General features: G+C 52.0%; 20 protein-coding genes and 1 tRNA gene. 7 read left to right on the top strand and 14 right to left on the bottom strand.

What is annotated here, in order from left to right:
* Positions 1–12: 12 nt before the first annotated feature.
* The 7 genes from lon to LF95_RS08890 form a co-directional block, all read right to left on the bottom strand.
* Positions 13–2,424, bottom strand: coding sequence for an endopeptidase La (gene lon, locus LF95_RS08860; RefSeq protein WP_073954592.1), 2,412 nt, complete (start codon positions 2,422–2,424; stop codon positions 13–15).
* Between the two features lie 129 nt (positions 2,425–2,553).
* A complete protein-coding gene (gene clpX / locus LF95_RS08865; RefSeq protein WP_073954593.1) occupies positions 2,554–3,819 on the bottom strand; it encodes an ATP-dependent Clp protease ATP-binding subunit ClpX in 1,266 nt (421 codons plus the stop codon).
* A 301-nt stretch (positions 3,820–4,120) separates the two neighbouring features.
* The gene (gene clpP, locus LF95_RS08870) at positions 4,121–4,747 is read right to left on the bottom strand and encodes an ATP-dependent Clp endopeptidase proteolytic subunit ClpP (protein WP_073954594.1); all 627 of its coding nucleotides are present in this window, start codon (positions 4,745–4,747) and stop codon (positions 4,121–4,123) included.
* A gap of 44 nt (positions 4,748–4,791) precedes the next feature.
* On the bottom strand, positions 4,792–6,216 hold the full coding sequence (gene tig, locus LF95_RS08875; protein WP_073954595.1) for a trigger factor: 1,425 nt from the start codon (positions 6,214–6,216) through the stop codon (positions 4,792–4,794).
* 107 nt (positions 6,217–6,323) lie between these two features.
* A tRNA-Leu gene (locus tag LF95_RS08880) sits at positions 6,324–6,408 on the bottom strand.
* 152 nt (positions 6,409–6,560) lie between these two features.
* The gene (locus LF95_RS08885) at positions 6,561–8,048 is read right to left on the bottom strand and encodes a malonyl-CoA decarboxylase (RefSeq protein WP_073954596.1); all 1,488 of its coding nucleotides are present in this window, start codon (positions 8,046–8,048) and stop codon (positions 6,561–6,563) included.
* A 189-nt stretch (positions 8,049–8,237) separates the two neighbouring features.
* Entirely contained in the window at positions 8,238–9,707 is a 1,470-nt protein-coding gene (locus tag LF95_RS08890) for a bifunctional ADP-dependent NAD(P)H-hydrate dehydratase/NAD(P)H-hydrate epimerase (protein ID WP_073954597.1), read from the bottom strand.
* A gap of 181 nt (positions 9,708–9,888) precedes the next feature.
* On the opposite strand from LF95_RS08890, the gene LF95_RS08895 reads away from it, so the two are divergent.
* The gene (locus LF95_RS08895; protein WP_073954598.1) at positions 9,889–11,142 is read left to right on the top strand and encodes a D-amino acid dehydrogenase; all 1,254 of its coding nucleotides are present in this window, start codon (positions 9,889–9,891) and stop codon (positions 11,140–11,142) included.
* A gap of 33 nt (positions 11,143–11,175) precedes the next feature.
* Positions 11,176–12,327 carry a PAS domain-containing sensor histidine kinase gene (locus LF95_RS08900; RefSeq protein WP_252509700.1) on the top strand — a complete coding sequence of 384 codons (1,152 nt, stop codon included), beginning with the start codon at positions 11,176–11,178 and terminating at the stop codon, positions 12,325–12,327.
* On the opposite strand, the gene LF95_RS08905 is transcribed toward LF95_RS08900, so the two are convergent.
* The 6 genes from LF95_RS08905 to LF95_RS08930 all read right to left on the bottom strand — a co-directional run bounded on the left by LF95_RS08905 (position 12,324) and on the right by LF95_RS08930 (position 17,623).
* Positions 12,324–12,806 carry a c-type cytochrome gene (locus tag LF95_RS08905; protein WP_252509701.1) on the bottom strand — a complete coding sequence of 161 codons (483 nt, stop codon included), beginning with the start codon at positions 12,804–12,806 and terminating at the stop codon, positions 12,324–12,326. The genes LF95_RS08900 and LF95_RS08905 overlap by 4 nt on opposite strands.
* A 67-nt stretch (positions 12,807–12,873) precedes the next feature.
* Positions 12,874–13,266 carry a Cu(I)-responsive transcriptional regulator gene (gene cueR, locus LF95_RS08910; protein ID WP_073954600.1) on the bottom strand — a complete coding sequence of 131 codons (393 nt, stop codon included), beginning with the start codon at positions 13,264–13,266 and terminating at the stop codon, positions 12,874–12,876.
* Positions 13,263–15,719 carry a heavy metal translocating P-type ATPase gene (locus tag LF95_RS08915; protein WP_073954601.1) on the bottom strand — a complete coding sequence of 819 codons (2,457 nt, stop codon included), beginning with the start codon at positions 15,717–15,719 and terminating at the stop codon, positions 13,263–13,265. Before LF95_RS08915 ends, cueR begins: the two co-directional genes overlap by 4 nt.
* 252 nt (positions 15,720–15,971) lie before the next feature.
* Positions 15,972–16,463 carry a bacterioferritin gene (gene bfr, locus LF95_RS08920; protein ID WP_073954602.1) on the bottom strand — a complete coding sequence of 164 codons (492 nt, stop codon included), beginning with the start codon at positions 16,461–16,463 and terminating at the stop codon, positions 15,972–15,974.
* A gap of 21 nt (positions 16,464–16,484) precedes the next feature.
* The gene (bfr, locus tag LF95_RS08925) at positions 16,485–16,961 is read right to left on the bottom strand and encodes a bacterioferritin (protein ID WP_073954603.1); all 477 of its coding nucleotides are present in this window, start codon (positions 16,959–16,961) and stop codon (positions 16,485–16,487) included.
* A gap of 497 nt (positions 16,962–17,458) precedes the next feature.
* On the bottom strand, positions 17,459–17,623 hold the full coding sequence (locus LF95_RS08930; protein WP_073954604.1) for a DUF1127 domain-containing protein: 165 nt from the start codon (positions 17,621–17,623) through the stop codon (positions 17,459–17,461).
* Positions 17,624–18,200: 577 nt separating this feature from the next.
* On the opposite strand from LF95_RS08930, the gene LF95_RS08935 reads away from it, so the two are divergent.
* The 5 genes from LF95_RS08935 to LF95_RS08955 all read left to right on the top strand — a co-directional run bounded on the left by LF95_RS08935 (position 18,201) and on the right by LF95_RS08955 (position 24,108).
* Positions 18,201–19,487, top strand: coding sequence for an ABC transporter substrate-binding protein (locus LF95_RS08935; RefSeq protein ID WP_073954605.1), 1,287 nt, complete (start codon positions 18,201–18,203; stop codon positions 19,485–19,487).
* Between the two features lie 337 nt (positions 19,488–19,824).
* A complete protein-coding gene (locus tag LF95_RS08940; RefSeq protein WP_073954606.1) occupies positions 19,825–21,093 on the top strand; it encodes an ABC transporter substrate-binding protein in 1,269 nt (422 codons plus the stop codon).
* A 106-nt stretch (positions 21,094–21,199) separates the two neighbouring features.
* Complete coding sequence (locus tag LF95_RS08945; RefSeq protein ID WP_073954607.1) at positions 21,200–22,108, top strand: carbohydrate ABC transporter permease; 909 nt, start codon at positions 21,200–21,202, stop codon at positions 22,106–22,108.
* Positions 22,101–22,988: a carbohydrate ABC transporter permease gene (locus LF95_RS08950; protein WP_073954608.1), complete on the top strand. Its 888-nt coding sequence runs from the start codon at positions 22,101–22,103 to the stop codon at positions 22,986–22,988. Before LF95_RS08945 ends, LF95_RS08950 begins: the two co-directional genes overlap by 8 nt.
* A 4-nt stretch (positions 22,989–22,992) precedes the next feature.
* The gene (locus tag LF95_RS08955; protein ID WP_073954609.1) at positions 22,993–24,108 is read left to right on the top strand and encodes an ABC transporter ATP-binding protein; all 1,116 of its coding nucleotides are present in this window, start codon (positions 22,993–22,995) and stop codon (positions 24,106–24,108) included.
* Between the two features lie 167 nt (positions 24,109–24,275).
* Here LF95_RS08955 and LF95_RS08960 read toward each other — a convergent pair whose 3' ends face one another.
* The gene (locus LF95_RS08960) at positions 24,276–25,964 is read right to left on the bottom strand and encodes a methyl-accepting chemotaxis protein (protein WP_073954610.1); all 1,689 of its coding nucleotides are present in this window, start codon (positions 25,962–25,964) and stop codon (positions 24,276–24,278) included.
* Positions 25,965–26,132: the final 168 nt, after the last annotated feature.

The raw sequence follows: 26,132 nt of genomic DNA on the forward strand, positions 1-26,132 counted from the left end.
TTCTGCGCTCAATCAGTGAGTTGTCACACCACCGATTTCCGATTCTTCACCGTCTTTCGGCTTCACCGAAACATTGTCGGATTCTTCATCCCATTCAATCGGCACCAGCGGATTGACCAATGCGTGCTCAAGCACTTCGTCAACATGCGACACCGGAATGATTCGCATATTCCGTTTGACGTTATCAGGAATGTCTTCCAGGTCCTTTTCATTTTCCTTGGGAATAAGAACCGTTTTGACACCGCCCCGCATCGCGGCAAGCAGTTTTTCCTTCAAACCACCAATCGCCAGAACACGACCGCGCAAGGTAACTTCGCCTGTCATGGCAACATCTTTACGCACCGGATTATTGGTCAGAATCGACACAACTGATGTCACCATACCCACACCTGCCGACGGACCGTCCTTTGGCGTAGCCCCTTCGGGCACATGAACGTGAATGTCACGTTGCTGGAACAGGTTCGGCTTGATCCCGAAAAGTGCGGCACGCGAACGAACAAACGAGGTTGCCGCCTGGATCGATTCCGTCATGACGTCACCAAGTTTACCGGTGGTCTTCATATTGCCTTTGCCTGGAACGGTAACGGCTTCGATCTGCAACAGATCACCACCAAATTCCGTATAGGCAAGGCCGGTTACCACACCAACCTGGTCTTCGCCTTCAGTTTCGCCAAAGCGGTATTTGCGAATCCCGGCATATTTCGCCAGTGTACGCGGTGTAACACGAACGGTTTTCAACCCTTCGATCAAAATACGTTTAGTCGCTTTACGCGCCAGACGGGCAAGCTCGCGTTCGAGGTTACGCACACCCGCTTCACGCGTGTAATACCGAATCAGGTCACGAAGGGCATCGTCAGAAATGCTCCATTCGGCCTTTTTCAAACCATTGGCCTCGATCTGCTTGGGGATCAGATGGCGCTTGGCGATTTCAACCTTTTCGTCTTCGGTGTAACCCGAAATCCGAATGATCTCCATACGGTCGAGCAACGGCTGCTGCATGCGCAGGCTGTTAGCCGTCGTCACAAACATCACATCCGACAGATCATAATCGACTTCAAGATAATGATCATTGAAGGTCGAGTTCTGCTCGGGATCAAGTACCTCAAGCAGGGCTGATGCCGGATCACCCCGGAAGTCGGACCCCATCTTTTCGATTTCGTCGAGCAGGAACAGCGGATTAGACGTTTTGGCTTTCTTCATCCCCTGAATGATCTTGCCCGGCATTGAACCAATATAGGTACGACGATGCCCGCGAATTTCCGATTCATCACGCACACCGCCCAGGGACATACGAATGAAATTACGGCCGGTCGCATTCGCCATTGATTTGCCCAGCGAGGTTTTACCTACGCCCGGGGGACCAACAAGGCACAGAATCGGACCTTTGACTTTCTTGATACGCGCCTGAACGGCCAAATATTCAAGAATATGTTCCTTCACCTGCTCCAGACCATAATGTTCCTTGTCCAGAACCTTCTTGGCCTTTTTCAGGTCGTGGGAAATCTTGCTGCGTTTGTTCCAGGGAATGGACACCATCCAGTCAAGATAGTTGCGCACCACCGTTGCTTCGGCGGACATCGGGCTCATATTGCGCAATTTCTTAAGCTCGGCCTGGGCCTTTTCCTTGGCTTCCTTCGGCATTTTCGCCTTGTTGAGCTTTTCCTCAAGCTCGGAGGCTTCATCCTTGCCGTCTTCACCTTCGCCCAGTTCCTTCTGAATGGCCTTGAGTTGCTCATTCAGATAATATTCGCGCTGGGTTTTCTCCATCTGGCGCTTCACGCGATTGCGGATTTTCTTTTCCACCTGCAGAACACCAATTTCCGATTCCATAAAACCGAAAATCCGTTCCAGACGCGCAGCAACAGACCCGGTTTCAAGCAGTTCCTGCTTTTCCGAAATCTTGAGCGCAAGGTGAGACGCAACCGTATCAGCCAGCTTGGCCGGTTCCTCGATCTGATTGACCGAAACCAGCACCTCGGGCGGAATCTTTTTGTTCAGCTTGATATATTGCTCAAACTGGGTCACGACAGAGCGCGATAATGCTTCGAGTTCGCTTTCGTCCTCGTCATCATCGTCGTGAACAGTACCGTAAGCCTGGAAAAATTCAGGATTATCAACAAACCCGGAAATCTGCGCACGCTTGCCCCCTTCGACCAGCACCTTAACAGTGCCGTCGGGCAATTTCAGCAACTGCAGCACGGACGCAACGGTACCAACGCGATAAAGATCGTCTACCGACGGATCATCAAGACCGGCATCTTTCTGGGTTACAAGAAGAATTTGTTTGTCTTCGCGCATCACATCTTCAAGCGCGCGGACCGATTTTTCACGGCCGACAAACAACGGAACGATCATGTGCGGAAACACGACAATGTCGCGCAACGGCAAGACCGGATAGATATCAGCATGTGCCAATTCGACCATGTGTTCTATTCCCTATTCTGAGCCAAAACGTTGCTGTGGTCCTGCAATAGGCCCCAGCAGCAACGCGAACATACTCAATAGATAAGTTGTAATTGCCGCGCTGCAATACTGCCCGCGCGGCAACTACGATCAGGCACTGTTTTCAACGTCGTTACGGCGTTCCGAATGAATCAGCAACGGCTTGGCTTTGCCTTCAACAACATCACGGTTGATGACAATTTCCTCGACACTGTCCATCGACGGCAGATCAAACATGGTATCAAGCAAAATGCCTTCCATGATCGACCGCAGGCCACGGGCACCGGTTTTACGCTCAATTGCCTTACGGGCAATCGCGATCAGTGCATCATCCTGGAAGGTCAATTTGACATCTTCCATATCGAACAGACGCTGATACTGCTTGCTGAGCGCGTTTTTCGGTTCGGTCAAAATCTTGACCAAAGCGTCTTCATCCAGATCTTCAAGCGTTGCCAACACCGGCAAACGGCCAATGAATTCCGGAATCAGGCCAAATTTCAACAGGTCCTCCGGTTCTACAGAACGCAGAACTTCACCCGTGCGGCGTTCATCCGGGCTGCGGACATCGGCACCAAAACCAATGCCTGCCCCCTTGCCACGCTGGGAAATGACCTTGTCAAGGCCGGCAAATGCACCCCCGACAATAAACAGAATGTTTGTGGTATCGACCTGCAGGAATTCCTGCTGCGGGTGTTTACGTCCCCCTTGCGGCGGAACAGATGCAACCGTGCCTTCCATGATTTTCAGCAAGGCCTGCTGCACACCCTCACCCGACACATCGCGCGTAATCGACGGATTATCGGATTTACGCGAAATTTTGTCGACTTCGTCGATATAAACAATGCCGCGCTGGGCACGCTCGACATTGTAGTCGGCTGCCTGCAACAGCTTGAGAATGATGTTTTCAACATCTTCCCCCACATAACCGGCTTCGGTCAGTGTGGTGGCATCCGCCATTGTAAAGGGAACATCCAGGATACGGGCAAGCGTCTGGGCAAGCAGCGTTTTGCCACAACCGGTCGGACCGACCAGCATGATGTTCGATTTTGCCAGCTCGATGTCTTCGTTCTTGCTGGCGTGGTTCAGGCGCTTGTAATGGTTATGTACTGCTACAGACAGCACCTTCTTTGCATGGCCCTGACCGATGACGTAATCATCGAGAACCTTGCAAATCTCCTGCGGAGAAGGCACCCCATCAGCGGATTTTACAAGATGGGTTTTGTGCTCTTCGCGGATGATGTCCATGCACAGTTCGACACACTCATCGCAGATGAAGACAGTCGGCCCGGCGATGAGCTTGCGCACCTCGTGCTGGCTCTTTCCACAGAAAGAGCAATACAAAGTGTTCTTGGAGTCTCCGCTATTCGATTTGCTCATACAAACCCCAATGATGTTTGACGTTATCTGTTATCGCCATGTTAGCCGGGAAAGCACACCAATCTCAACGATTAATCGCCGCTTTCCGGCTCGCGGCCTTGTCTTTGATATAGGACGGATAGACCAAAAGTGAAGCCCACTCCATTCACAAAACGTTCATCCGGCCCCGGATGTTCCTTCCGATCAGGTTTCACCGTCCTGTAATCTACATGTCTAGGACTTTCGGGCGAAACCACGCAAGCCATAAAAAACGCCCCGGCCATAAAACCGGGGCGTTTTCTGTTTCATCGTGAAGGCGACGTCAGTCTTTTTTGTCACCTTCAGGCTTGGGACGCGAGCTAACAACCTCATCAATCAAGCCAAATTCCTTGGCCTGATCAGGTGTCAGGAAATTATCGCGTTCCATCGCATCTTCGATGGTTTTCAGATCGCGTCCGGTATGCTGGACATAAATCTCGTTGAGACGATGACGCAGAGCCAGAATTTCACGGGCATGGATTTCGATATCCGATGCCTGCCCCTGGAAACCGCCAGACGGCTGGTGGATCATGATCCGCGCATTGGGCAGGCTATAACGCTTGCCTTCTGCACCAGCCATCAAAAGCAAAGACCCCATTGAGGCAGCCTGCCCCATACATACGGTCGACACATCGCAACGGATGTATTGCATGGTGTCATAAATCGCCAAACCGGATGTTACCACCCCGCCCGGTGAATTGATGTATAGGGAAATATCCTTGTCCGGATTTTCCGATTCGAGATGCAGTAGCTGGGCGCAAATCAGTGACGACATGCCGTCATGGACCTGGCCATTGATGAACACGATCCGCTCTTTGAGCAGGCGGGAAAAGATGTCATAGGCCCGTTCCCCGCGGCTGGTCTGTTCAACCACCATCGGTACAAGCGAGTTCATCTGCTCTTCAATCATCAACCGCAATCTCCTTGCTGCAACTTGGTCCGCTGTTGGGCGGATTATTCTGCGCTTTCGTCAGCAGCCTTTTTCTTGGCAGCCGGCTTTTTTGCCGCGGCTTTTTTGGCCGGTGCCTTTTTCTTGGCTTCTTTCTTCGGCGCGTCGTCTTCTTCTTCAGGTTTCAGAAGCTCTTCAACCGTAACGGTTTTTTCTTCAACCTTCGCCAGTTCGACGATGTAATCCACCACCTTGTCTTCATATACAGGGCCCTGAAGCGCCTGCAAGGCCTGCGGATTATTTTTATAGAATTCAATAACAGCCTGTTCCTGGCCCGGGTATTTCTGGGCTTCGGCAACGAGAACCTTATTGATGTCTTCCTGAGTGATCTGGATGTTGTTGTTGCGGCCAACTTCGGCGAGCAACAGACCCAGCAGAACACGACGTTCCGCGATTTCACGGAACTCTTCGGTCAGTTCTTCTTCAGACTTGCCCTTGGTTTCGTCATCTTCCTGGCCGGCTTCGCGTGCCTGTTTGATCTGCTCGACAATGCCGGTCAGCTCATTTTCAACCAGGGATGCCGGAAGATCGAAATCGTGATTGTCAGCCAGCTGATCAAGCAGATCACGCTTCATTTTCTGACGCGCAACCGATTCGTATTCGCGACCATAATCCTTGCGGATAGCTTCTTTCAGGGATTCAAGGCTTTCCTGACCCAGCTTCTTGGCGAGTTCATCGTCAATTTCAGCGGGTTTCTTTTCCTTGATTTCCTTAACGGTCACGTCGAACTCGGCATCTTTACCCGCCAGTTCGTCAGAACCGTAATTTTCCGGGAATGTAACCTTAACAACGGTTTCATCACCGGCATTGACGCCGATCAACTGATCTTCAAAACCGGCAATAAAGGTGCCCGAACCCAGTTCGAGTTCGTAGTCTTCCGCTTTGCCGCCTTCAAAGGCTTCGCCGCCCACTTTACCCAGGAAATCGATGACGAGAACGTCACCGGATTTTGCCTTGCGCTTGCGCTTCAGGGCTTCGGTGGTGCCCTGTGCTGCAGCGATGCGATCAAGGGTTTCGGTGACTTTGCTGTCGTCAAGTTCAACGACTTCGCGCGTCAGGTTCAGCTTCGAGAAATCCATCGGCTCGATGGCCGGAATGATTTCAACCGAAATATCATATTCGAGGTCTTTGCCTTCATCAAAGGCGGTGACTTCGATTTTCGGCTGAACGGCCGGGCGGAGTTCGTTATCGGACAGAATCTTGCTGGTGCTGTCATTTACAGCAGCTTCAAGAACTTCGCCCATAACAGACTTGCCATAACGCTGGCGCAGAAGTTTGGTCGGGATTTTGCCAGGGCGGAAACCCGGAAGACGAACCTGGTCTTTGATTTCTTCCAGCTTGGCGTTAACCTGTTCTTCGATCGTGGCGGCCGGCACAACGACCTTGTATTCGCGCGCCAGGCCTTCATTTTTGGTTTCTGTAACCTGCATAGATAACTCTTTTGCTTAGGTTCGAATAATGTCCGTTACGCGACGCCGTCCGGACGTCAGAAGTCAATATGACTTAACGAATAGCTTTTTTATTTTCTGATCTGCAATGGTACGGGCGAAGGGACTCGAACCCCCACGGATCTCTCCACTGGAACCTAAATCCAGCGCGTCTACCAATTCCGCCACGCCCGCACAAAAGCATACCTCCCGCACCGGAAAAACCGGTGTGGGTGCGCCTTAATACAAACTTCAATCCACTCATGCAAGCGTCGCCTGTTAAGTTAAGCACAAAGCGACGAAAATAGTTGAATTTTCCCGTAACCAAACGGGCTTAATGCCTTGAATTAAGCCGCAAGTCTGCGAACAGTGCCCGATGCTGCAATTTTACCGCCACCGACATAGTTTTCGTGATTCTTCTCGATTTCGTCCGACTGATACAGATAATTTACCATTAATCCAAAGGATTGTGCCTGCCCGGCAACCGAACTGTTGGCATCAAAATTCAGCCGTTCGACGCGCGCGCCATTGCTCAGATGAAAATGCGCAACAGGGTCCAGAGCCGTATCCCGGCCCGGACGACGCTCGTTCAAAAGATAATGCGCCGCCAACCGCAACAATGCCGTGCGGCTATCTGCCGGTATCTGCCATACCTTTTCAACTTGCGTGATGTCTTCGTCTTCTTCGCTGGTCACGAGCGGGCGGCACAGGGATATGTCCTCAACCAGATGCCGGGGAACCTGCGGGTCCGGTTTGGTTTTCACAATAACAGCCGTGCCTGTCGCGCCTTCTTCTGATGTTTCGGCTTGTTGACTGTCGGTAACATCGGTGGCCGCCATCGCGTCAATCTGGTCAATGGCAGAGGTCAACCAGCGACGAAATCCCGGTATCGGCGACAGGGTGGCAAATTGCTGCAGGTTCGGCAGATCGCGTTTGAGTTCCGCCACCACACGCTTAATCAGGAAATCGCCAAAACTGATGCCCGCCAAACCGGACTGTGCATTGGAAATCGAATAAAAGATTGCTGTATCGGCGCGTGTTGGATCGGCAATTTGGTCATCTAGGTCACGATCAATCAACACATCAACATTTTCGGCAATGCCAGAAACCAGGGCAACTTCGACAAAAATTAGTGGCTCGTCGGGCATACCGGGATGAAAAAACGCAAAACAGCGCCGGTCATTGGCCAAACGGCTTTTTAAATCGTCCCAACTACGAATTTGATGCACGGCTTCATAGGCGATCAGTTTTTCCAAAAGAGCAGCCGGAGAATTCCAGGTAATCTGGTGCAATTCAAGAAAGCCAATATCGAACCAAGCTGACAGCAACGTTTTCAAATCCTGTTCCAGTAACACCAGCCCCGGGGCATCCTTACGCCAGCGCAAAAGATCGGCACGCAAATCGACAAGGAACTTAACGCCCTGTGGCAATGCCGTAAATTCCTGCAATAATTTTCGGTAAGGCGGCACCAAGTCGGCGCGCATACGGCTTTCCAGCATGGTACGTTCGGCGAGGTCATCCGCCTGTTGCCAGTCCTTGATCACGGCTGCCAATTTGGACCGGTCAACATCAAACTCATTGACCAGCAAATGCAAAAATTCGATCCGGCCTGCCTCATCAAGGCGCAAAAAATCGTGCCCCAGCTCTGCCGCACGGCCCCGGGCCGAAACCGCACCGCCACGATGCGCCAGACAATCCGCTATCTGCTGACGCCAGCGGTCTTTTTGCGCTGCTTCATCATCGAAGCCCAAACTGCGCACGACCGAGGTTCCACGAATGTCACGCCATAACTGGCGAATATTGTCAAACGTACGGTCAATAAAGGTCTGGTTCATTCACAATCCGATCCTGCTTTTGCACCCATAGAACGCCAAGCATTGACAACAAAGGTGAAATCACAAAGGCAGCAAGTGCCAATAAGGTGGTCTCTTTTTGGCACGGGTGTCACCATAGACATAAGCATTAAAACAACATTCACCATCAGCACCAAGCCCGTGCATATCAACGCCCTGCTACAGTGTGCCCTAAGTCACGACCTCAAGCGCCCTGCGCTGCCACAGGCGCGATAACAGTCCAGGCAAAGCATCGGGAATATCCTCGGCAATCAGGCCCGGTCCAAACGCCTGCCCCGCCTGCCCGTGTAACCATACGGCCATTGCTGCTGCCTCAAACGCGGGCATCCCCTGCGCCAATAACCCTGTAACCAGGCCCGCAAGAACATCACCACTTCCGGCCGTGGCAAGCCAGGGGGCAAAAACATCATTTATCACCGCCCGGCCATCCGGCGCAGCCACAATGCTATCCGCACCTTTTAATATAAGGACCGCACCGCTTCGTTTTGCCGCCGCCCGTGCGCGCGAAAGTTTATCGCCGGTCAGATTATCAAACAGCCGGGAAAATTCGCCCTCGTGGGGTGTCATCACCGTTGCCCCCTGAACGGCAAAAAACAGCGTGCTGGGATCATCGCTAAAACTGGTCAGGGCATCGGCATCCAATACGCAGGCCCGTGCACAATGAAGAGCATGGATCACACGCTTGCGCGTATCATCCCCCACACCCGCCCCCGGGCCAATCAGCACCGCATTGTGGCGGGGGTCTTGCATCAGTTCTTCAAACTTCGCAATCGGCGCAACCATCACACCCGGGGCATCCTGGGCGTAAAGCGGCAATGCCGCTGGTTCTGCCAAAACGGTTAACAACCCCGCCCCGGCACGCCGTGCTGCCCGTGCTGCCAGGCGCACTGCACCTGTGGTATGGGCACCGCCCACTGCCAAAACATGGCCGCGTTGATATTTGTGCCCGCTATTAACCGGCCACGGAATAAACGATTCCCATATTTGCGGCGTATTCACAAAGGTATCAGGGACGAGCGACCCCACAATATCGGACGAAATGCCAATATCCTTGATGATACACTGTCCGCACAAATCCTTGCCCGGCAGCAAATAATGCGCCGGTTTTGGCCGGCAAAAACTGATGGTAAAATCAGCATCGACAGCAACACCACATATTTCCCCCGTTGTGCCGTCAATCCCGCTGGGCACGTCAACCGCGATAACACTGGCAGGACATTCATTAATTGCCGTAACCAATACCGCAAGTTCGCCTTCAATATCGCGCGCCAAGCCCGCACCAAAAATGCAATCAACCACCAAATCAGCACCGACAAGCATTGCCGGAGATAGCCGTTCAACGATACCTGTCCATTTTTCCGCATGAATTCGGGCATCACCTGCAAGATTCTCGACTTCGCCCTGCAAGCCAATACGCACGTTCCAGCCCTGGTCTCGCAGCAGGCGGGCAATGACAAAACCGTCACCACCATTATTTCCCGGTCCGCATAAAACCGACACCGCGCAGGACGAAAATCGGCTGACAATCTCCTCAAAAACGGCGTGCCCGGCATTTTCCATCAGACTCTCGCCAGAAACGCCGCTTTCAATTGTCCGCCGGTCTGCCTCATACATCTGGGCAACCGTTAAAATCTCTTGCATCGGACCTCCGTTTTCCGGGCGTAAATCCCGATAACACCGACAGAACCCATATCTTCCAAAATGTTGACTGGAACAGGGCTGTTACGCATTCCCACTGGTAGCTATTTGTTTTCGCAGTGCGTATAGTGCCCCGCGCAGATGATTCTGCCAAACAAATCCGAGCAAACAAGGCAATTCCGGCATGAAGGTTGTTGTGTTAGGTGCGGGTGTCGTTGGCACGACCTCGGCCTATTATCTTTTGCAAAATGGTCATCAGGTTACAGTGATCGACCGTCAGCCAAAAGCGGCACAGGAAACCAGTTTTGCCAATGGCGGGCAAATTTCCGCCTGCCATGCCCTGCCCTGGGCCACTCCGCAAACCCCTTGGCAAAGCCTGAAATGGCTGGGCCAGGAAGATGCTCCCCTTTTGTTCCGGTTGCGATTTGACCCGCAACTCTTTGCCTGGGTGCTGCGTTTCCTGCGCAATTGTGGCCCGGACCGCACCCGCCAGAATATCGAAAAATCCCTTAGGCTGGCAATTTACAGCCGTTCCTGCATCAAGGAACTTCGCGCACAGCTTGGCCTGGAATATGACAGCCTGAGCAAAGGCATTCTTCATATCTGCCACGACGAAAACGAGATGAAAAAAGTCGAAAAAACGGCTGACATCATGCAGGAATTCGGCCTTGAACGCCGGGTGGTCAGCGCGGCGGAATGCCTTGCCATTGAACCAGCCTTAAAACACTCACGTCATCCGGTGATTGGGGGAAGTTTTTCGCCCGATGATGAAAGTGGGGATGCACAAAAATTCACCCTCGCCCTAGCAGACCGATGCCGGAAAATGGGGGCAACGTTTTTATATGATACCTCCATTCACGAACTGGCAACCAGCGGGACGAAAATCGATCATGTCCGCACCAGTAACGGCCCGGTTCGCGGCGACAAATACCTTGTTTGTTTAGGCAGTTACAGCCCGTTCCTCACCAATCCTCTTGGCATCAAACTGCCGATTTATCCCTGCAAGGGATATTCGATCACCATTGACACAACCGGGTTCGAGGATGGCGCACCCACCGTCAGCCTGATCGATGACAGTGTCAAAATGGTCTATTCCCGGCTTGGCAGCCGCTTGCGCGTCGCGGGCACCGCCGAACTGGATGGATACTCCCTGCGCATGTCACCACGCCGTCAGCAATTGATCACTGATAAAGCCTTTGAACTGTTTCCGCATTGTGGAAATCGTGACCAAATTGATTATTGGAGCGGTCTTCGCCCGGTAACACCCGATTCTGCCCCTGTTCTGGGAGCAACCCGTTATGATAACCTGTTTCTCAATTCGGGGCACGGAACGCTGGGCTGGACCATGAGTTGCGGGTCGGCCAAAGCCATTGCAGATGTCATGTCAAATAAAGCCCCCGAAATCTCGCTACAGGGACTGCAAGTGGATCGTTTCTGATCCAACGTCACTATCGATTTGGGGGGTAAATGCGTGCGTTCCAGCAAGCCTGACATGACAGGCGAAACCAACCTGACTGCGCCAATAGGATCCCTATGTGACGCCCTGCCCTATGCGACGGCGATCTGCGCACGGGACGGTAAAATTCTGCATGCCAATCAGGCCCTTGCAAATATGCTGGAGCTTAATATTGGGGATATCGAACATCGCCAGGCTTCATTCCTCAATCCCGACATTGTGCAGGGTCTTGATGCGCTTTTTTCCTCCGGTGAGTTCTGGTCTGGCGATATTATGGTCATCAACGAGTCTCAAAACACCATTCCATGTCACATGACCGTTTCAACACTTCCGCTAAACCATGCAGGAGAAAGCCACATAGCGGCCCTGCTTACGCTTGTTGAAAATCCCGGCCCTCATCAGGTCCGTCAGGATACATTCGCTCAACAGCAACGCCATGATGCCAACGCCACCAAAAACGATTTTCTGGCCAATATGGGTCACGAATTGCGAACACCGCTAAACGCCATTATCGGCAATGCCGAACTTATTGAACACGGCGTTCTGGGCGATATTGACGTTGCCTACCGTGAATGCGGGCAAGACATTCACCAGGCAGGCCTGCATTTATTGTCGCTGGTAAATGATGTTCTTGATTCGGCCAAGCTCGCCGATGGCGCCATGAAACTTCATCCCACCCCAACAAACATCATTTCCGTGGCTCACGAGGCCGTCAGACTGATCCTGGATGATTATCGCCGCCGGGCGCACACATTAACCATCGACCTGCCGGATCATGACGTGATCCTTGATTGCGACCGGATGAAATTAAAACAGATCCTGATCAACATTTTGAGCAATGCCGGAAAGTTCACCCCGGATGGCGGCAGAATTTCCCTAAGCCTTGCCCTGACACAGGATGAAGCCATTTTCACAATCACCGACAATGGTGTCGGAATGTCAGCACAGGATATTCCCCGCGCCCTCACCCGGTTTTCGCAACTTCACCCGGAGGGTATCAAGGAAAGTGCCGGAACCGGACTGGGATTGCCACTGGCAAAAATGCTGACCGAGTTGCACGGCGGACGTTTTATTATCGAAAGCAATCCTGGCAAGGGTACAACCATCAAAATCTGCCTGCCCAAACGGCAGGCAGCCTCAAACCTTACGGACACTCAATACCTTTAACCATCCGCCTGGGCAGCTTGATTGATTTTGTCATTGCGTGCGCGCACATCATCGGGCCAGCGGCTTTTGATATATGACAGGGCATCAGCAATTTCCTGATCACTCAAGATATCCTCAAAGGCCGGCATCGCACTTTTGTAACCATCGCCGACCATTTTTTCGGGGCCATATTTGGTCAGGGCAAACAACATCTGATCGGGATGATGCCAGGTATGCCCTGTTGCATCATGGGGCGGTGCCGGCAACAATCCATCTGTACCCCGTTGCTGCCAATTGGCTTCTCCCTGTAGTTTGTTACCGTGACAGGATGCACAATTGGCGTCGTATATTTTCTTTCCGGCAGCAACCCGATGCAAATCGGACGGATCAATTGTAATTGCAGATGCAACCGTTTCCGCCGGTTTAAAATACTGATACCCTAAATACCCCAACACGGCAGCGCCCAGCGCAATAACGCCCAAACCCAGTTTATTTTTCACCGATTATTACTCTCTCTCTCTATTCGGTCGGATTTATAGGGCTTTGCGCCCTTGTGATTAACTTTTTTCAGGAAACGGGCCCGGCCAAATCCTCGATAATCGGGCAATCAGGCCTGTCATCGCCATGACATTGATGGACCAATTGGCGCAACGTCGCCTGAAGGCTTTTTAATTCCTCGATCTTGCGGTCAATGTCTTCCAGATGGGCCTTAGCGATCTGGCGGACATCCGCTGATGCCCGATTACGATCTTCGTACAGCGATAACAGCAGGCGGCAATCATCAATCGAAAACCCCAACCCGCGGGAGCGTTGCAAAAACCGCAATTTATGCAAATCCTGCTCGCGATAGTCGCGGTAACCGTTGGCTAGCCGCCCCGGCATTACAAGGCCAATTTCCTCGTAATAGCGAATGGTTTTCGCCGGTAAACCACATTGCCGGGCCGCTTCGGAAATGTTCATTTCTGGTTCCCCTTTTCACGCAATTTCCAACGCCGCAACATCAGGGAATTTGTCACGACAGAAACAGAACTCAACGCCATTGCTGCCCCAGCAATCGCCGGGCTAAGAATGCCAAAGGCCGCCAGCGGCACCCCAATCACATTATAACCAAACGCCCAAAACAGATTTTGGGTGATCTTGCGGCGGGTAACGATGGAAATATCAATGGCCCCCGCCACCAGCGCCGGATCGGAACGCATAAGCGTGATACCTGCCGTTTCCATCGCAACATCGGTGCCGCCGCCCATTGCAATGCCCACATCTGCCGCCGCAAGTGCGGGTGCATCATTGATACCATCCCCGACCATTGCCACATGGCGGCCTTCCTTGCGTAGTTTCTCGACCTCGCGGGCCTTGTCCTGCGGGCGAATACGGCCCCGCCAGCTTTCAAGGCCAATCTGTTTGGCAACATGGGCGGCCACATCTTCGGCATCCCCCGAGAGCATGATGCTGTCAATGCCACGCGATTTCAGGTCCGAAACGGCCGCAATCGCGCTGTCCCGTATTTTATCTTCCAGTGCCAAATAACCGGCAAATCGGCCATCAATTGCCACCAGCACAACCGTACTGCCGGTTTGCTCAGCCTGTTTGACGTTCTCGGCCACACTATGTTCCGGCAAGGCCACATCGTGATCCTTCAGCAGGCTTTCGGTACCGATCAAAATGGCATGCCCCTCAACCGTGCCACCAACACCGGCACCGGTCGTGCCCTTAAAATCGGCGACGTCGGCCAATTTCAATTCGCGATCCGCCGCGGCCTTGACAACCGCCTGTGCCAAAGGATGTTCGCTTGCCGCCTGCACGGAGGCTATCAAACGCAGGAATTCCTTTTCATCCCAATCATTCGACGAAATGACAACATCGGTAACGGTTGGCACACCCTCTGTCAGGGTGCCGGTTTTATCGAAAATAACGGCGTCAACATTATGCGCCTGCTCCAGGGCCTCGAAATTGCGAATAAGAATACCCGAACGGGCAGCGGCCCCCGTCCCTGCAACCAGTGCCGTTGGTGTTGCCAGGCCCAAAGCACACGGACAGGCAATAACCAGCACCGATACAGCCGACACAATTGCGGTTTCTAGGGTAAACCCGGCCATCAGCCAGCCCGCAAACGTCACCAGTGCAATTAAAATAATGATCGGCACAAAAACCGCCGCAACCTTGTCCACCATTTGCTGAACTGGCGCTTTGCCCGTTTGCGCCTGTTCCACCAGGCGAATAATGCGCGACAATGTCGTGTCTTGACCAACCGCATTCACGCAAATATCCAGGCGTCCGGTGCCGTTCACAGCGCCCCCGACAACCTCGTCACCACTTTTGCGCAATACAGGCCGGGTTTCGCCGGTAATCAGCGATTCATCAATCTCGCTTTCGCCCGAGGTCACAACACCATCAATTGGTAGCTTCTCGCCAGGACGAACCCGCACGATATCGTCAACTTGCAAATCATCGACGGAAACTTCGGTTTCCTCACCACTTTGCGGGTCCAGGCGGCGGGCTTTGCGCGGGCGCAATGCCATCAATTCACGAATGGCGGCAGAAGCGCCACGTTTCGCCCGCTCCTCCATGATCTTGCCGCCCAAAATCAGCGTGATGATGACCGCCGAGGCTTCAAAATACAGGTGGCCTTCGCCCGTAGTCCCGGGCTGCAACATGTTATAAAGGCTAAGAAAATAAGCCGCCGACGTACCAAGGGCCACCAGCACATCCATATTGGCCGCGCGATTGCGCAATGCCGCCCATGCCCCCCGATAAAACCGCCAGCCAATAATAAACTGCACCGGCGTCGCCAGCGCCAGTTCGCCCCAGGCAGGCAACCGATAATCAACACCAAGATACATCCAGATCATTTGCCCAACCAAGGGTGCCGCCAAAATGATGGATGCCACCAGCCACCAAATCGCATAATCCTTGTGTCCGTCCGCAGCACTGTCTGTCTGGCTTTGCCCGTTATTACGTGAAACCGCGTGGTAGCCCGCCTTTTCAACCGCCCGGAGCACCTGCCGGTCCTTGACAGTTCCTGGCAAAACCGACAGGTCAGCACGCTCCAGGGCAAGATTGACGGTTGCAGAAACAACACCAGGCAACTTCGCCAGTGCTTTTTCCACCCGGCCCGAGCAACTCGCACAGGTCATTCCATCGATATCATAAGACAGTTTCTCTTCTGCGACGTCGTACCCGGCCTTGCGCACAGCACTTGCCAACGCCTTGGCATCGGATGCTACATTCTCAGCCAATCGAACATGGGCCGAATTCATCGCAAGGTTAACGTCAACCTCTTCGACCCCATCAAGTTTTTTCAGGGCCTTTTCCACGCGCCCGGCACAAGAGGCGCATGTCATGCCGCCAACGTCAAAACTAAGGTCGCGATCATAGCTGACCTTTTGCCGGTCAGAACTTTTCTTCACTGTCATAGCGAGTACCTCGCAAATTTCATCATTTGAGACAGCATAAAGTTTCCAGCCACTGGAAGGTCAAGCTTTCAATCAAGGTAATATGAAGTAGAGACATTTGAGCATCGCCATCGCTGGTCTACCATAGGTAGTGTTACCTGATCTTCCCGGCCCATTTTATTGATAGAACAAACGACCCCAAACAAAGCAAAAGGGCCACCGATGACGGCAGCCCTTTTAAAATCGCTTAAATCCGTTCCTGATGTGAACGCCTTACCCGTGTGGGCTCGGTTCACCAACAGCGCGGAACTGAATGTAGTTCGGCAAGCCCATCATATCGATCAGACGGATCTGCTGTTCCAGCCAATGGGCATGGTCTTCTTCACTGTCATCAAGCAGCACGGTCAGCATGTTACGGGTCTGATAGTCACCCTCAACTTCTGCAAGCTTGATGGCTTCTTTCAGATACTTGATCACCATATATTCATGTTCCAGATCATTCTTCATCATCTCCGGAACCGTCTGCCCGACATTGATCGGGGTGCGCGATGCCGTGTCGGGCACACCTTCCAGGAACAGAATACGTTCGATCAAGCGTTTGGCATGATCAAGTTCTTCGTCTTTTTCATGGTGCATGCGCTCATACAGCGCGTGCAACCCCCAATCCAGATACATTTCCGCATGGGTATTATACTGGTCTGCGGCCGAAAGCTCTGCTGTCAGCTGACGGTTCAGGATATCAATAACGTTCTGGCTGCCTTTCATGGCGCTCGCTCCTTAAACTGATTAATCGCCGTCGCCGGAACGGCTCTGGATGAAATTCTGAATGCCAACATTATCGAGCTGCCACTGCTGGGTTTCAAGCCAGTCGACATGTTCTTCCTGATCTTCCAGGAACGACACAAGCAGATCGCGCGTGACAAAATCTTCTGCCTTTTCGCAGGCCGAAATGGCTTCACGCAGTAATGGCAAGGCTGCAAGCTCGTATTTCATGTCGCAATCGACAATCTCGCTTACATTTTCGCCAATCAACAATTTGTTGAGATTCTGCAGGTTGGGCAGACCATCCAGGAACAAAATACGTTCGATCAGGTCATCGGCACGTTTCATTTCCTTGATGGAAAGTTTGTATTCATATTCGCCCATTTCGACCACGCCCCAATTTTTGAGCATGCGGGCGTGTAAAAAGTACTGGTTAATCGCAGTCAGCTGATTGGTGAGGGTGCGATTAAGGTAACCAATGATCTGCCGATCACCTTTCATATTATGTCTCCTCCATATGGCATGTCGGCATTCTGGTAATCACCGTTACCTTTTTCAAGAAAAAACACCGTTATTGATTACCACTATCAATAATTTAGCTGTTTTTCTTAAAATATCTCAAAATAAAGGCTCAAGTAAAAATCAGTCTCAAGTAAAATCACTGCAAACAATTATCGTTCGGATGTCGAGGCTATGCTTATGCTATTCAACCTGTCTGAATCGCATCGAATCGGAACCGTTACTGAAACGCCATTTTCATCTATCCGTGCAAGATCACAATATCATGCTGATCCGTCTTAAGAACAATCACGTCAGAGGCGCAACTGCGATGAGCAAAACCAGCTTGCACGAAAAAAACCTGCACGGTCGAAAAACCGGCAGGCTTGCATCATATAGGATTTTCAGATTTCAGACATACAAAAAGCCGGGTCATAATGGCCCGGCTTCTGCATACAGCAGCCTACAATGTTAGACGCTGTCGATATTTGTCCGCTTGATCAGGCGATCGCGTCGCGTGCAGCTTTACGTGCAACGTCTTTGATCTGCCAGCGGGAAATCCCGACATCATCCAAGTCACGGGCGTCGAGATCGTAAAGTTCGTTCGCGACTGACCGTGCATAGGCCCAACGACGAACAGCAACGATGATACTGGACAAGAACATGTTGAACCTCCTGTGCTTCAAACTGATGGGCGCTCAATCACGGTGACTTCGTGTTACCGGATGCGCCCTGCTCCGTTCTTCTGCGATGCAATATGCCCAAACTTGTCATGTTTCTCAATCCACCAAGTTTGCATATCATCTGTTCCATATAGTCATAATTGAATGGGTTCAATTTCGTGAAAATTTATCTTTCTGCCTATAAACATTGGAATAGTCACTATTTTTCACCTTTACGGATATTCCGCAGCGCAACCGAAACAACCATCATTCAAGCAGCACAATATCTATGCCGAGCCGATGACACACCCCATCGAACACGTTTTTGATGGCTAGGCCATAATGCTCTCCGCGCTGATGTCCTGCAGGGTCAAGCCGATAATTGCAGTCAATTATGCGCAGCTTCGTGATGTTGTCGTCATAAACGCTATATCGCCCACCTCAAATGTTAGCGCTACCATTTTTTGTAACAGTTCACTTCAAAATGGGTTTTTGAAATAGTTTGTTACATCATAGCGGATGCAAAAGCCAATCACCGGGCGCATGGTCCAACCATCAATAAAAAAGCCCGGGAGGAAAAATGTACGCGCTTAAATCAAAACCCCATTCATCCTATGCAAAAAAAGCCGCCTTTTGTGCCTCTGCCCTACTGGCCCTTGTGCCAGCCATCGCGCAGGCCGAACCGACCGTCGAAGTTTTGCATTACTGGACATCAGGTGGTGAAGCCAAGGCCGCCGTTGCCCTTAAAAAGGACTTCGAGGCACATGGCGGCAAATGGATAGACAGCCCGGTTGCAGGCGGTGGAGGCTCTGCAGCGATGACGGTGCTGCGTTCCAGGGTATTGGCAGGCGATGCCCCGACTGCCGTGCAATTAAAAAGCCCGGCAATCATGGAATGGGCCGAACAAGGTGCGCTTGCCAATCTTGACGACGTCGCCAAAAAGGAAAAATGGGACGAAATCCTGCCCAAACGCCTAAGCACCCTTATGAAATATGACGGCCATTATGTTGCCGTGCCGGTCAATATTCACCGCACCGATATGATTTGGGCCAACCCGGAAGTGCTGGCAAAGGTCGGAGCATCAAAGGTTCCGTCAAACTGGGATGACTTCAACAAACTGGCCGAAAAACTCAAGGCCCAGGGTATTGTGCCGCTGGCACTGGGCGGCCAGCCGTGGCAGGAAACCATTTTGTTTGAGAATGTCGTATTGGGGATCGGCGGTACCGAATTCTATCAAAAGGCCCTGATTGACCTTGATGAAGATGCGTTGAAATCAGACACCATGAAAAAGGTGTTTGACGAAATGCGCATTCTGCGCGTCTTTGTCGATGAAGACTTTGCCGGGCGCGACTGGAACCTTGCAACCGCAATGGTCATGAACGGTAAGGCCGCCATGCAGGTTATGGGCGACTGGGCAAAGGGCGAATTCCTGGCCGCGGGCAAAGTACCGGGTAAAGATTTCCTGTGTCAGGCAACGCCGTCCAATCATGGCTATCTCTTCAATACCGACAGCTTTGCCATGTTCAGCGTCGAAGGTGCCGACAAAATCGAGGGACAAAACCTCCTCGCCAGCCTGATTCTCGGTCAAAAATTCCAGGAAACCTTCAACCTGCTCAAAGGTTCGATCCCGGCACGTCTGGGTGTTCCGATGGACAAGTTCGACATGTGCGCCCTGCAATCTGAAAAAGACATGCAGGCATCCCAGGCATCAGACGGCTTTTTGCCCTCGGTTGGTGTCAATATGGCTCTGCCCGGCAACTTAACCGGCGCCATTATCGATACGGTGACCTCGCATTTCAATTCTGAAATGTCGTCGCAGGAGGCCGTTGATAAACTGGTTCAGGCCGTAAATCTGGCAAAAGAATAAATCTGGTCGGCGCGTGCCGGATCATCATCAGCAATATGATCCGGCACGGACCGCGCGCCGCCCCCCCCTTGAAATCATTTGCATCTTTGCCAGAGAAACAACGAAGATGATGATATCCCACCCATTTATTCCATGAAGTATAAACTGCAATTCTATAAAAGGCTCTAATCACAAATCTGGAATTGCGTTTAAATCGAATCAATACTGTCTTTATTGTAACAATATGTTTCAAACACTAGGTGTGGAAACGACCTGTTACAGTTTTGTGGATGCAATAAGGGCCCTCTCGCAGCATGGTGTCGCTGCAATTGGTTTAAAACCAGGGAGGAAACCCGAAATGAAACTTAGCAAATCCATTCTTGCTGCCAGTGTCGGCATTGCAGCCCTTGCCTCGGCATCGCTTGCACATGCAGAACCGACCGCTGAAGTCCTGCATTGGTGGACTTCTGGCGGCGAAGCAAAAGCCGTTGCAGCCCTGAAAAAGGACTTTGAAGAGCACGGCGGAAAATGGGAAGACAGCCCGGTTGCCGGTGGGGCCGGCGATGCCGCCATGACCGTCCTGCGTTCGCGCGTTCTGTCAGGCGATGCGCCGAGTGCGGTTCAGCTTAAAGGCCCTGCCATTCAGGAATGGGCTGAACAGGGTGCACTGGCCAATCTTGATGATGTCGCCAAAAAGGAAGACTGGGATGCCGTCATTCCCAAACGCATCCAGGACATCATGAAATATGACGGCGACTATGTTGCTGTTCCGGTGAACATCCACCGTGTCAACTGGATCTGGTCGAACCCGGAACTTCTTGCCAAGGTCGGCGCCAAGGAAGGCCCGAAAACCTGGAAAGAATTCAACGAACTTGCAGAAAAACTGAAGGCTGCTGGCATTACCCCGCTGGCGCATGGTGGTCAGCCGTGGCAGGACGCAACGATTTTTGAAACCGTTGTCCTGGGTATGGGGGGGCCGGAGTTTTATCAGCAGGCCCTGGTTGACCTGGATGAAGACGCCCTGAAATCCGACACCATGAAAAAAGTGTTTGATGAAATGCGCACCATCCGTGGTTACGTTGATCCGGACTTCCCCGGTCGTGACTGGAACCTGGCAACCGCGATGGTCATGAATGGCAAAGCAGCCATGCAGATCATGGGTGACTGGGCCAAAGGCGAATTCCTTGCTGCCGGTAAAGTCCCGGGCAAAGACTTCCTCTGCTCTGCCACTCCGGCGGATGACGGCAATGGCTTCCTGTTTAACACCGACAGCTTTGCCATGTTCAAAGTCAGCGGCGAAGACAAAATTGAAGGCCAGAAGCTCCTTGCCGAGCTGATCATGGGCAAAAAGTTCCAGAAAACCTTCAACCTGCTTAAGGGTTCGATCCCGGCCCGCACCGGCGTTTCGCTGGATGATTTTGACGAATGCGCAAAAAAATCCGAAGCCGACATGCAAGCGGACCAGAAAACCGGTGGTTTCCTGCCGTCCATGGCACATGGCATGGCCCTGCCGGGTCATCTCTCAGGTGCGATCGTTGACGTCGTAACCGCACATTTCAACTCCGACATGTCGTCGGACGAAGCGGTCAACCGCCTGGTTGAAGCTGTTGAACTGGCAAAAGACTGATCCTTCAGTCGATCCGAGATTGCCAAAAAGGCAATAACGCACTGGCCCCGAAACCCCGTTTCGGGGCCAGCTTCCCTTATCTTTTAATTATTCTGAGGCAAAGGGCATGGGGGCTTCTTCAAGCACCGAAAGCAACCTGATGGCCAGCCTGCAACGCAATCTGTCCAAGATCGTTGTGGCACCATCCTTTGCTGCGTCCCTGTTTTTCGTCTACGGCTTCATCCTTTGGACCGCCTGGATGGCGTTTTCCAAATCGCGCATGATGCCGGTCTATGACTGGGCCGGGCTGCGGCAATATGAACGCCTATGGCAAATGGAACGCTGGCATGTTGCCATCGAAAACCTGCTGATTTTCGGCGGTCTTTTTATCGTTATCTGTCTTTTCCTGGGATGTCTGCTGGCTGTTTTGCTTGATCAGCGCATCCGGGCGGAAGGCGTTCTGCGTACCGTTTTTCTATACCCGATGGCGCTATCCTTCATTGTAACCGGCACCGTCTGGAAATGGATTCTCAACCCTGGTCTTGGTCTTGAAAAAATGATGCACGACCTGGGCTGGGCCAGTTTCAAATTTGACTGGCTGGTGAATTCGGACTTTGCGATTTATACAGTCGTGATCGCCGCCGTCTGGCAGGCATCGGGCTTTGTCATGGCGATGTTTCTTGCCGCTCTGCGCGGTGTGGACCAGGATATTATCCGGGCCGCCTATATGGATGGCGCCAGCCTTCCGCGCATTTATTTTGGCATTATCATCCCGTCCATTCGCCCTGTATTCCTAAGCGCGATTGTCGTTCTGGCCCATCTGGCCGTTAAAAGCTTTGACCTTGTCATCGCCCTTACCGGGGGTGGCCCGGGCTATTCATCGGATCTTCCGGCAACCTTCATGTACACAATGGCCTTCCAGCGCAACCAGCTGGGCATCAGTGCCGCCAGTGCCATGATGATGCTTGCCACCGTTATGGCGATCATTGTGCCGTATCTGTATTCCGAACTGCGCGGAGGCAAGAAAAATGGCTGACATCCAGACTTACGGCCAGAATTCAGGCATGAAGCACACCCTGCTGCGCGGTTTGCTCTATCTCGTTCTGATCCTGTTTTCGGTCTATTACCTGTTTCCGCTGTTCGTGATGGTCACGACCTCGCTGAAATCCCTGACGGAAATTCGCGAAGGCTCGCTCATCTCCCTGCCCCGTGTCGTTACCTTCGATGCGTGGGACTATGCGTGGAACCAGGCCTGTGTCGGCGTTGAATGTTCGGGTATCAAAACCTTCTTCTGGAACTCGGTCAAAATGGCCATTCCGGCGGTTCTGATCTCGACCATGCTTGGCGCACTGAACGGTTACGCCCTGACCAAGTTCCGCTTTCGCGGTGCCAACATCATTTTTGCAATGTTGCTGTTTGGTTGCTTTGTGCCGTTCCAGGTTGTTTTGCTGCCGATGTCACAAACGCTCGGTCGTCTGGGCATCGCCAATTCGACGACCGGTCTTGTGCTGGTTCACGTTGTTTATGGCCTGTGTTTTACCACGCTGTTTTTCCGGAACTATTACGTTTCCATTCCGGATGAACTGGTAAAAGCAGCCACCATCGATGGCGCAGGGTTCTTTACAATTTTCTGGCGGATCATTCTGCCGATCTCCGGACCGATCATTGTTGTTTCCGTCATCTGGCAGTTCACCCAGATCTGGAACGACTTCCTGTTCGGCGCATCCTTTAGTTCCGGTGACAGCGCCCCCATGACTGTCGCCCTCAACAATATCGTCAACACCACGACCGGCGTTAAACAATACAACGTCGACATGGCTTCCGCCTTGCTTACCGGGCTTCCAACCCTGCTGGTTTACATTCTTGCTGGCAAGTATTTCGTCCGTGGCCTGACTGCCGGTTCGGTGAAGGGATAAAGAAATGGCATCACTTACCCTTGATAAAGTCCGCAAGACTTTCGGGTCCGTCGAGGTCCTCAAAGAAATCAATCTCGCGATTGAAGACGGAGAGTTTCTCGTGCTGGTCGGCCCGTCGGGCTGCGGCAAATCCACCCTGCTTAACCTGATTGCAGGTCTTGAAACCTCGTCTGATGGTGAAATCCGCATCGGGGATCGCGTTATCAATAACGTTCACCCCAAGGACCGCAACATCGCAATGGTGTTTCAGTCCTATGCGCTTTATCCGAACATGACGGTGCGCAAGAATATCACCTTTGGCCTTGAAATTCGCGGTGTCGCGTCTTCTGAACGCGACAAGGCCGTGGATGATGTCGCCCGCCTGCTGCAAATCGAAAACCTGCTGGACCGTAAACCGTCCCAGCTTTCGGGGGGACAGCGCCAGCGCGTGGCAATGGGCCGTGCCCTTGTGCGGAACCCGGACATCTTCCTGTTTGACGAACCATTGTCAAACCTGGATGCCAAGCTGCGCGTTGATATGCGTACCGAAATCAAAAAACTTCATCATCGTCTTGGGTCCACCATCGTTTATGTGACCCACGATCAGATCGAAGCCATGACCCTGGCCTCGCGCATTGCCGTGATGAAGGGCGGTATTTTGCAGCAGTTTGATACCCCGCAGCACATTTATGAAAAACCCAACAACATGTTTGTTGCCGGTTTCATCGGCTCGCCGTCGATGAATTTCATCAATGCCCGCCTGATCGAGGATAACGGTCGTATCGCCATTACCTTTGATAATAACGGCCAGAATGTTGTGCTGCCGCTACAGGATAACAGCCCGGAAAGCTATCGTTCCTGGATTGGTAAGGATGTTGTTTTTGGCATTCGCCCCGAAGCCCTGACCCATAAACGGACCGGGTCGGACCAACCGGGCAGCCAATATGTCAATTTTGACGCCAAGGTCGAAGTGATCGAACCCACCGGAGCCGACACCATGACCGTCATCAATCTTGGCGGCAAGGAAATCGTGGCGCGTGTCAGACCTGACAGGGCCACAAACCCCGGAGAAATGATGACATTCTCTGCGGATATGAACCAGATCAGTCTGTTTGATCCGAAATCGGAACTGCGGATCTGATCTGAATGGCGGATGGTTCTGGGGGCCATCCGCCATTACTTTTTGCCATAAGATAGCGTGCCATCGTGTCGCGAAGTTACGGATGATCACGCCATTACACGAAAACCCCCGGCAGTTGATAAAACTGCCGGGGGTTTTCGTTTGTCTATCGCGAAGGATAGTCGATATCAGCTAGACCGAACCTTTGACAGAAAGGTACTTACTGCCCGGTCCAGTTCCTGGGCCTTGGAAGAAAGGCTGTTTGCAAGGGCATTTGCTTTATCAGAGCGCTGACCATCGATAAATGCGCCTTCGGCAGCTGCATCAATATCGGAATTAACCCGGCCAACACCGCGTGCGGCTTCATCAACATTCCGGGCAATTTCCTGGGTCGCTGCCCCCTGTTCTTCAACGGCAGCAGCGATACGGCCCGTTGAGGTATCAAGTTCGCGAATAGTCCCGGCGATATCGGCAATCGCATCAACCGAGCTTGTGGTCGCCGCCTGGATATCTTCCACCTGCCGACGGATATTATCGGTTGCCCGGGCCGTCTGGGTTGCCAGGTTTTTGACCTCATTGGCTACAACAGCAAACCCTTTCCCTGCATCACCGGCACGCGCGGCCTCGATGGTGGCGTTCAGGGCCAGAAGGTTCGTCTGGTTGGCGATATCGGTAATCAGGGCAACAACCTCGCCAATTTCAGCGGCTGCATTCGCCAGAAGTTCGATTTTCTTGTGCGTCCCTTCCGACGCATCAACTGCCCCCGCCGCAATACCGGACGATTGTGTAACCTGGCTGCTGATTTCAGCAATCGATGCCGTCAGCTCCTCGGCCGCTGCAGCAACCGTATCCACATTCCGTGTCGCATCATGAGAAACAGAAGAAACAACCTTAAGGGATTCACCGGCATGTCTTGCGGAAGCCGAAATCGCCTTCAACCCATCCTGCATCTCGGATGACAAATGAAGAACATCAGCCACAATCTGCCCAACGGATTGCTCAAAGTCGGTTGCCATCTGCTGCAGCGCTTCGCGTTTGGATTCCTCGGCTTTCTTTTCGTTTTCAACCTGTTTGCTGCGCATATGCGCCACTTCCAGACTGCGATCCCGAAATGTTTCCATGGTCCGCGCCAGGTCGCCAATTTCACTTTTCTGTTCGGTATATTCAACTTTGATATCGTAGTCGCCTTCTGCGACAGAATTCATATTGTCGATAATACGCGACAATGGACCGGTGATCCCCTTGCTGACAATGATCGACAAGAATATGACCAAACCAACGGCAACCAGCGCAATCGCGCCCTGAACCATCAAGCTGTGATAAAAAATATCATCAATATCATTTACATAGATCCCGGTGCCAACAACCCATCCCCAGGGTTTAAAATTCTTGACATAAGCAAGCTTGGGCCCTGTTTCTTTGCTATTTGGCAAATAGAAATGATAATCAACAAACCCTTCACCATGCGCCTTGATGACCTCGTCAAAGGAACGGTAATAAAGTTTACCCGACGTATCCTTTGAATCGCTCATGTCCTGGCCAACCAGCTTGGGCACGACCCCATGCACAAGCATGATCTGTTCTTTTGCCGTAAACACCCAAAAGTAATTGCCGCCATCATAGCGCAGAGAGCTTACAGCCTTTTTCGCAAGGTTCTGTGCTTCTTCTTCACTTAAGGTACCAGACGCCTGTTGCTGATAATAAAAGTCCAACAGGCTGATCGTACTATTAACGAGATTACGTGTATCTGTTTTACGATCTTCAAGTAAATTTCCGCGTAAATTATAAAGCGCAAATGCACCAATAACAAAAGATGCCAAAACAGCGCCGATTACGATGATAATCAGCCTTGTTCTGATGTTCATATTCGACATCATGGTCGCGTTTTCCCCCTAAAACAGGCAGCACATTTTCATATAGAAAAGCGCCTTAATTCAAATTCGTACGGGTTATATCCCATACTTGTTCCTGCAACTACAGCGATTGGCGATATTCAGGAATGCAAACTTTGCAGTGAAGACCGCTAACCTACAACAAAACTGGGT

It is taken from the genome of Thalassospira sp. TSL5-1 (assembly GCF_001907695.1).
GTDB lineage: Bacteria > Pseudomonadota > Alphaproteobacteria > Rhodospirillales > Thalassospiraceae > Thalassospira.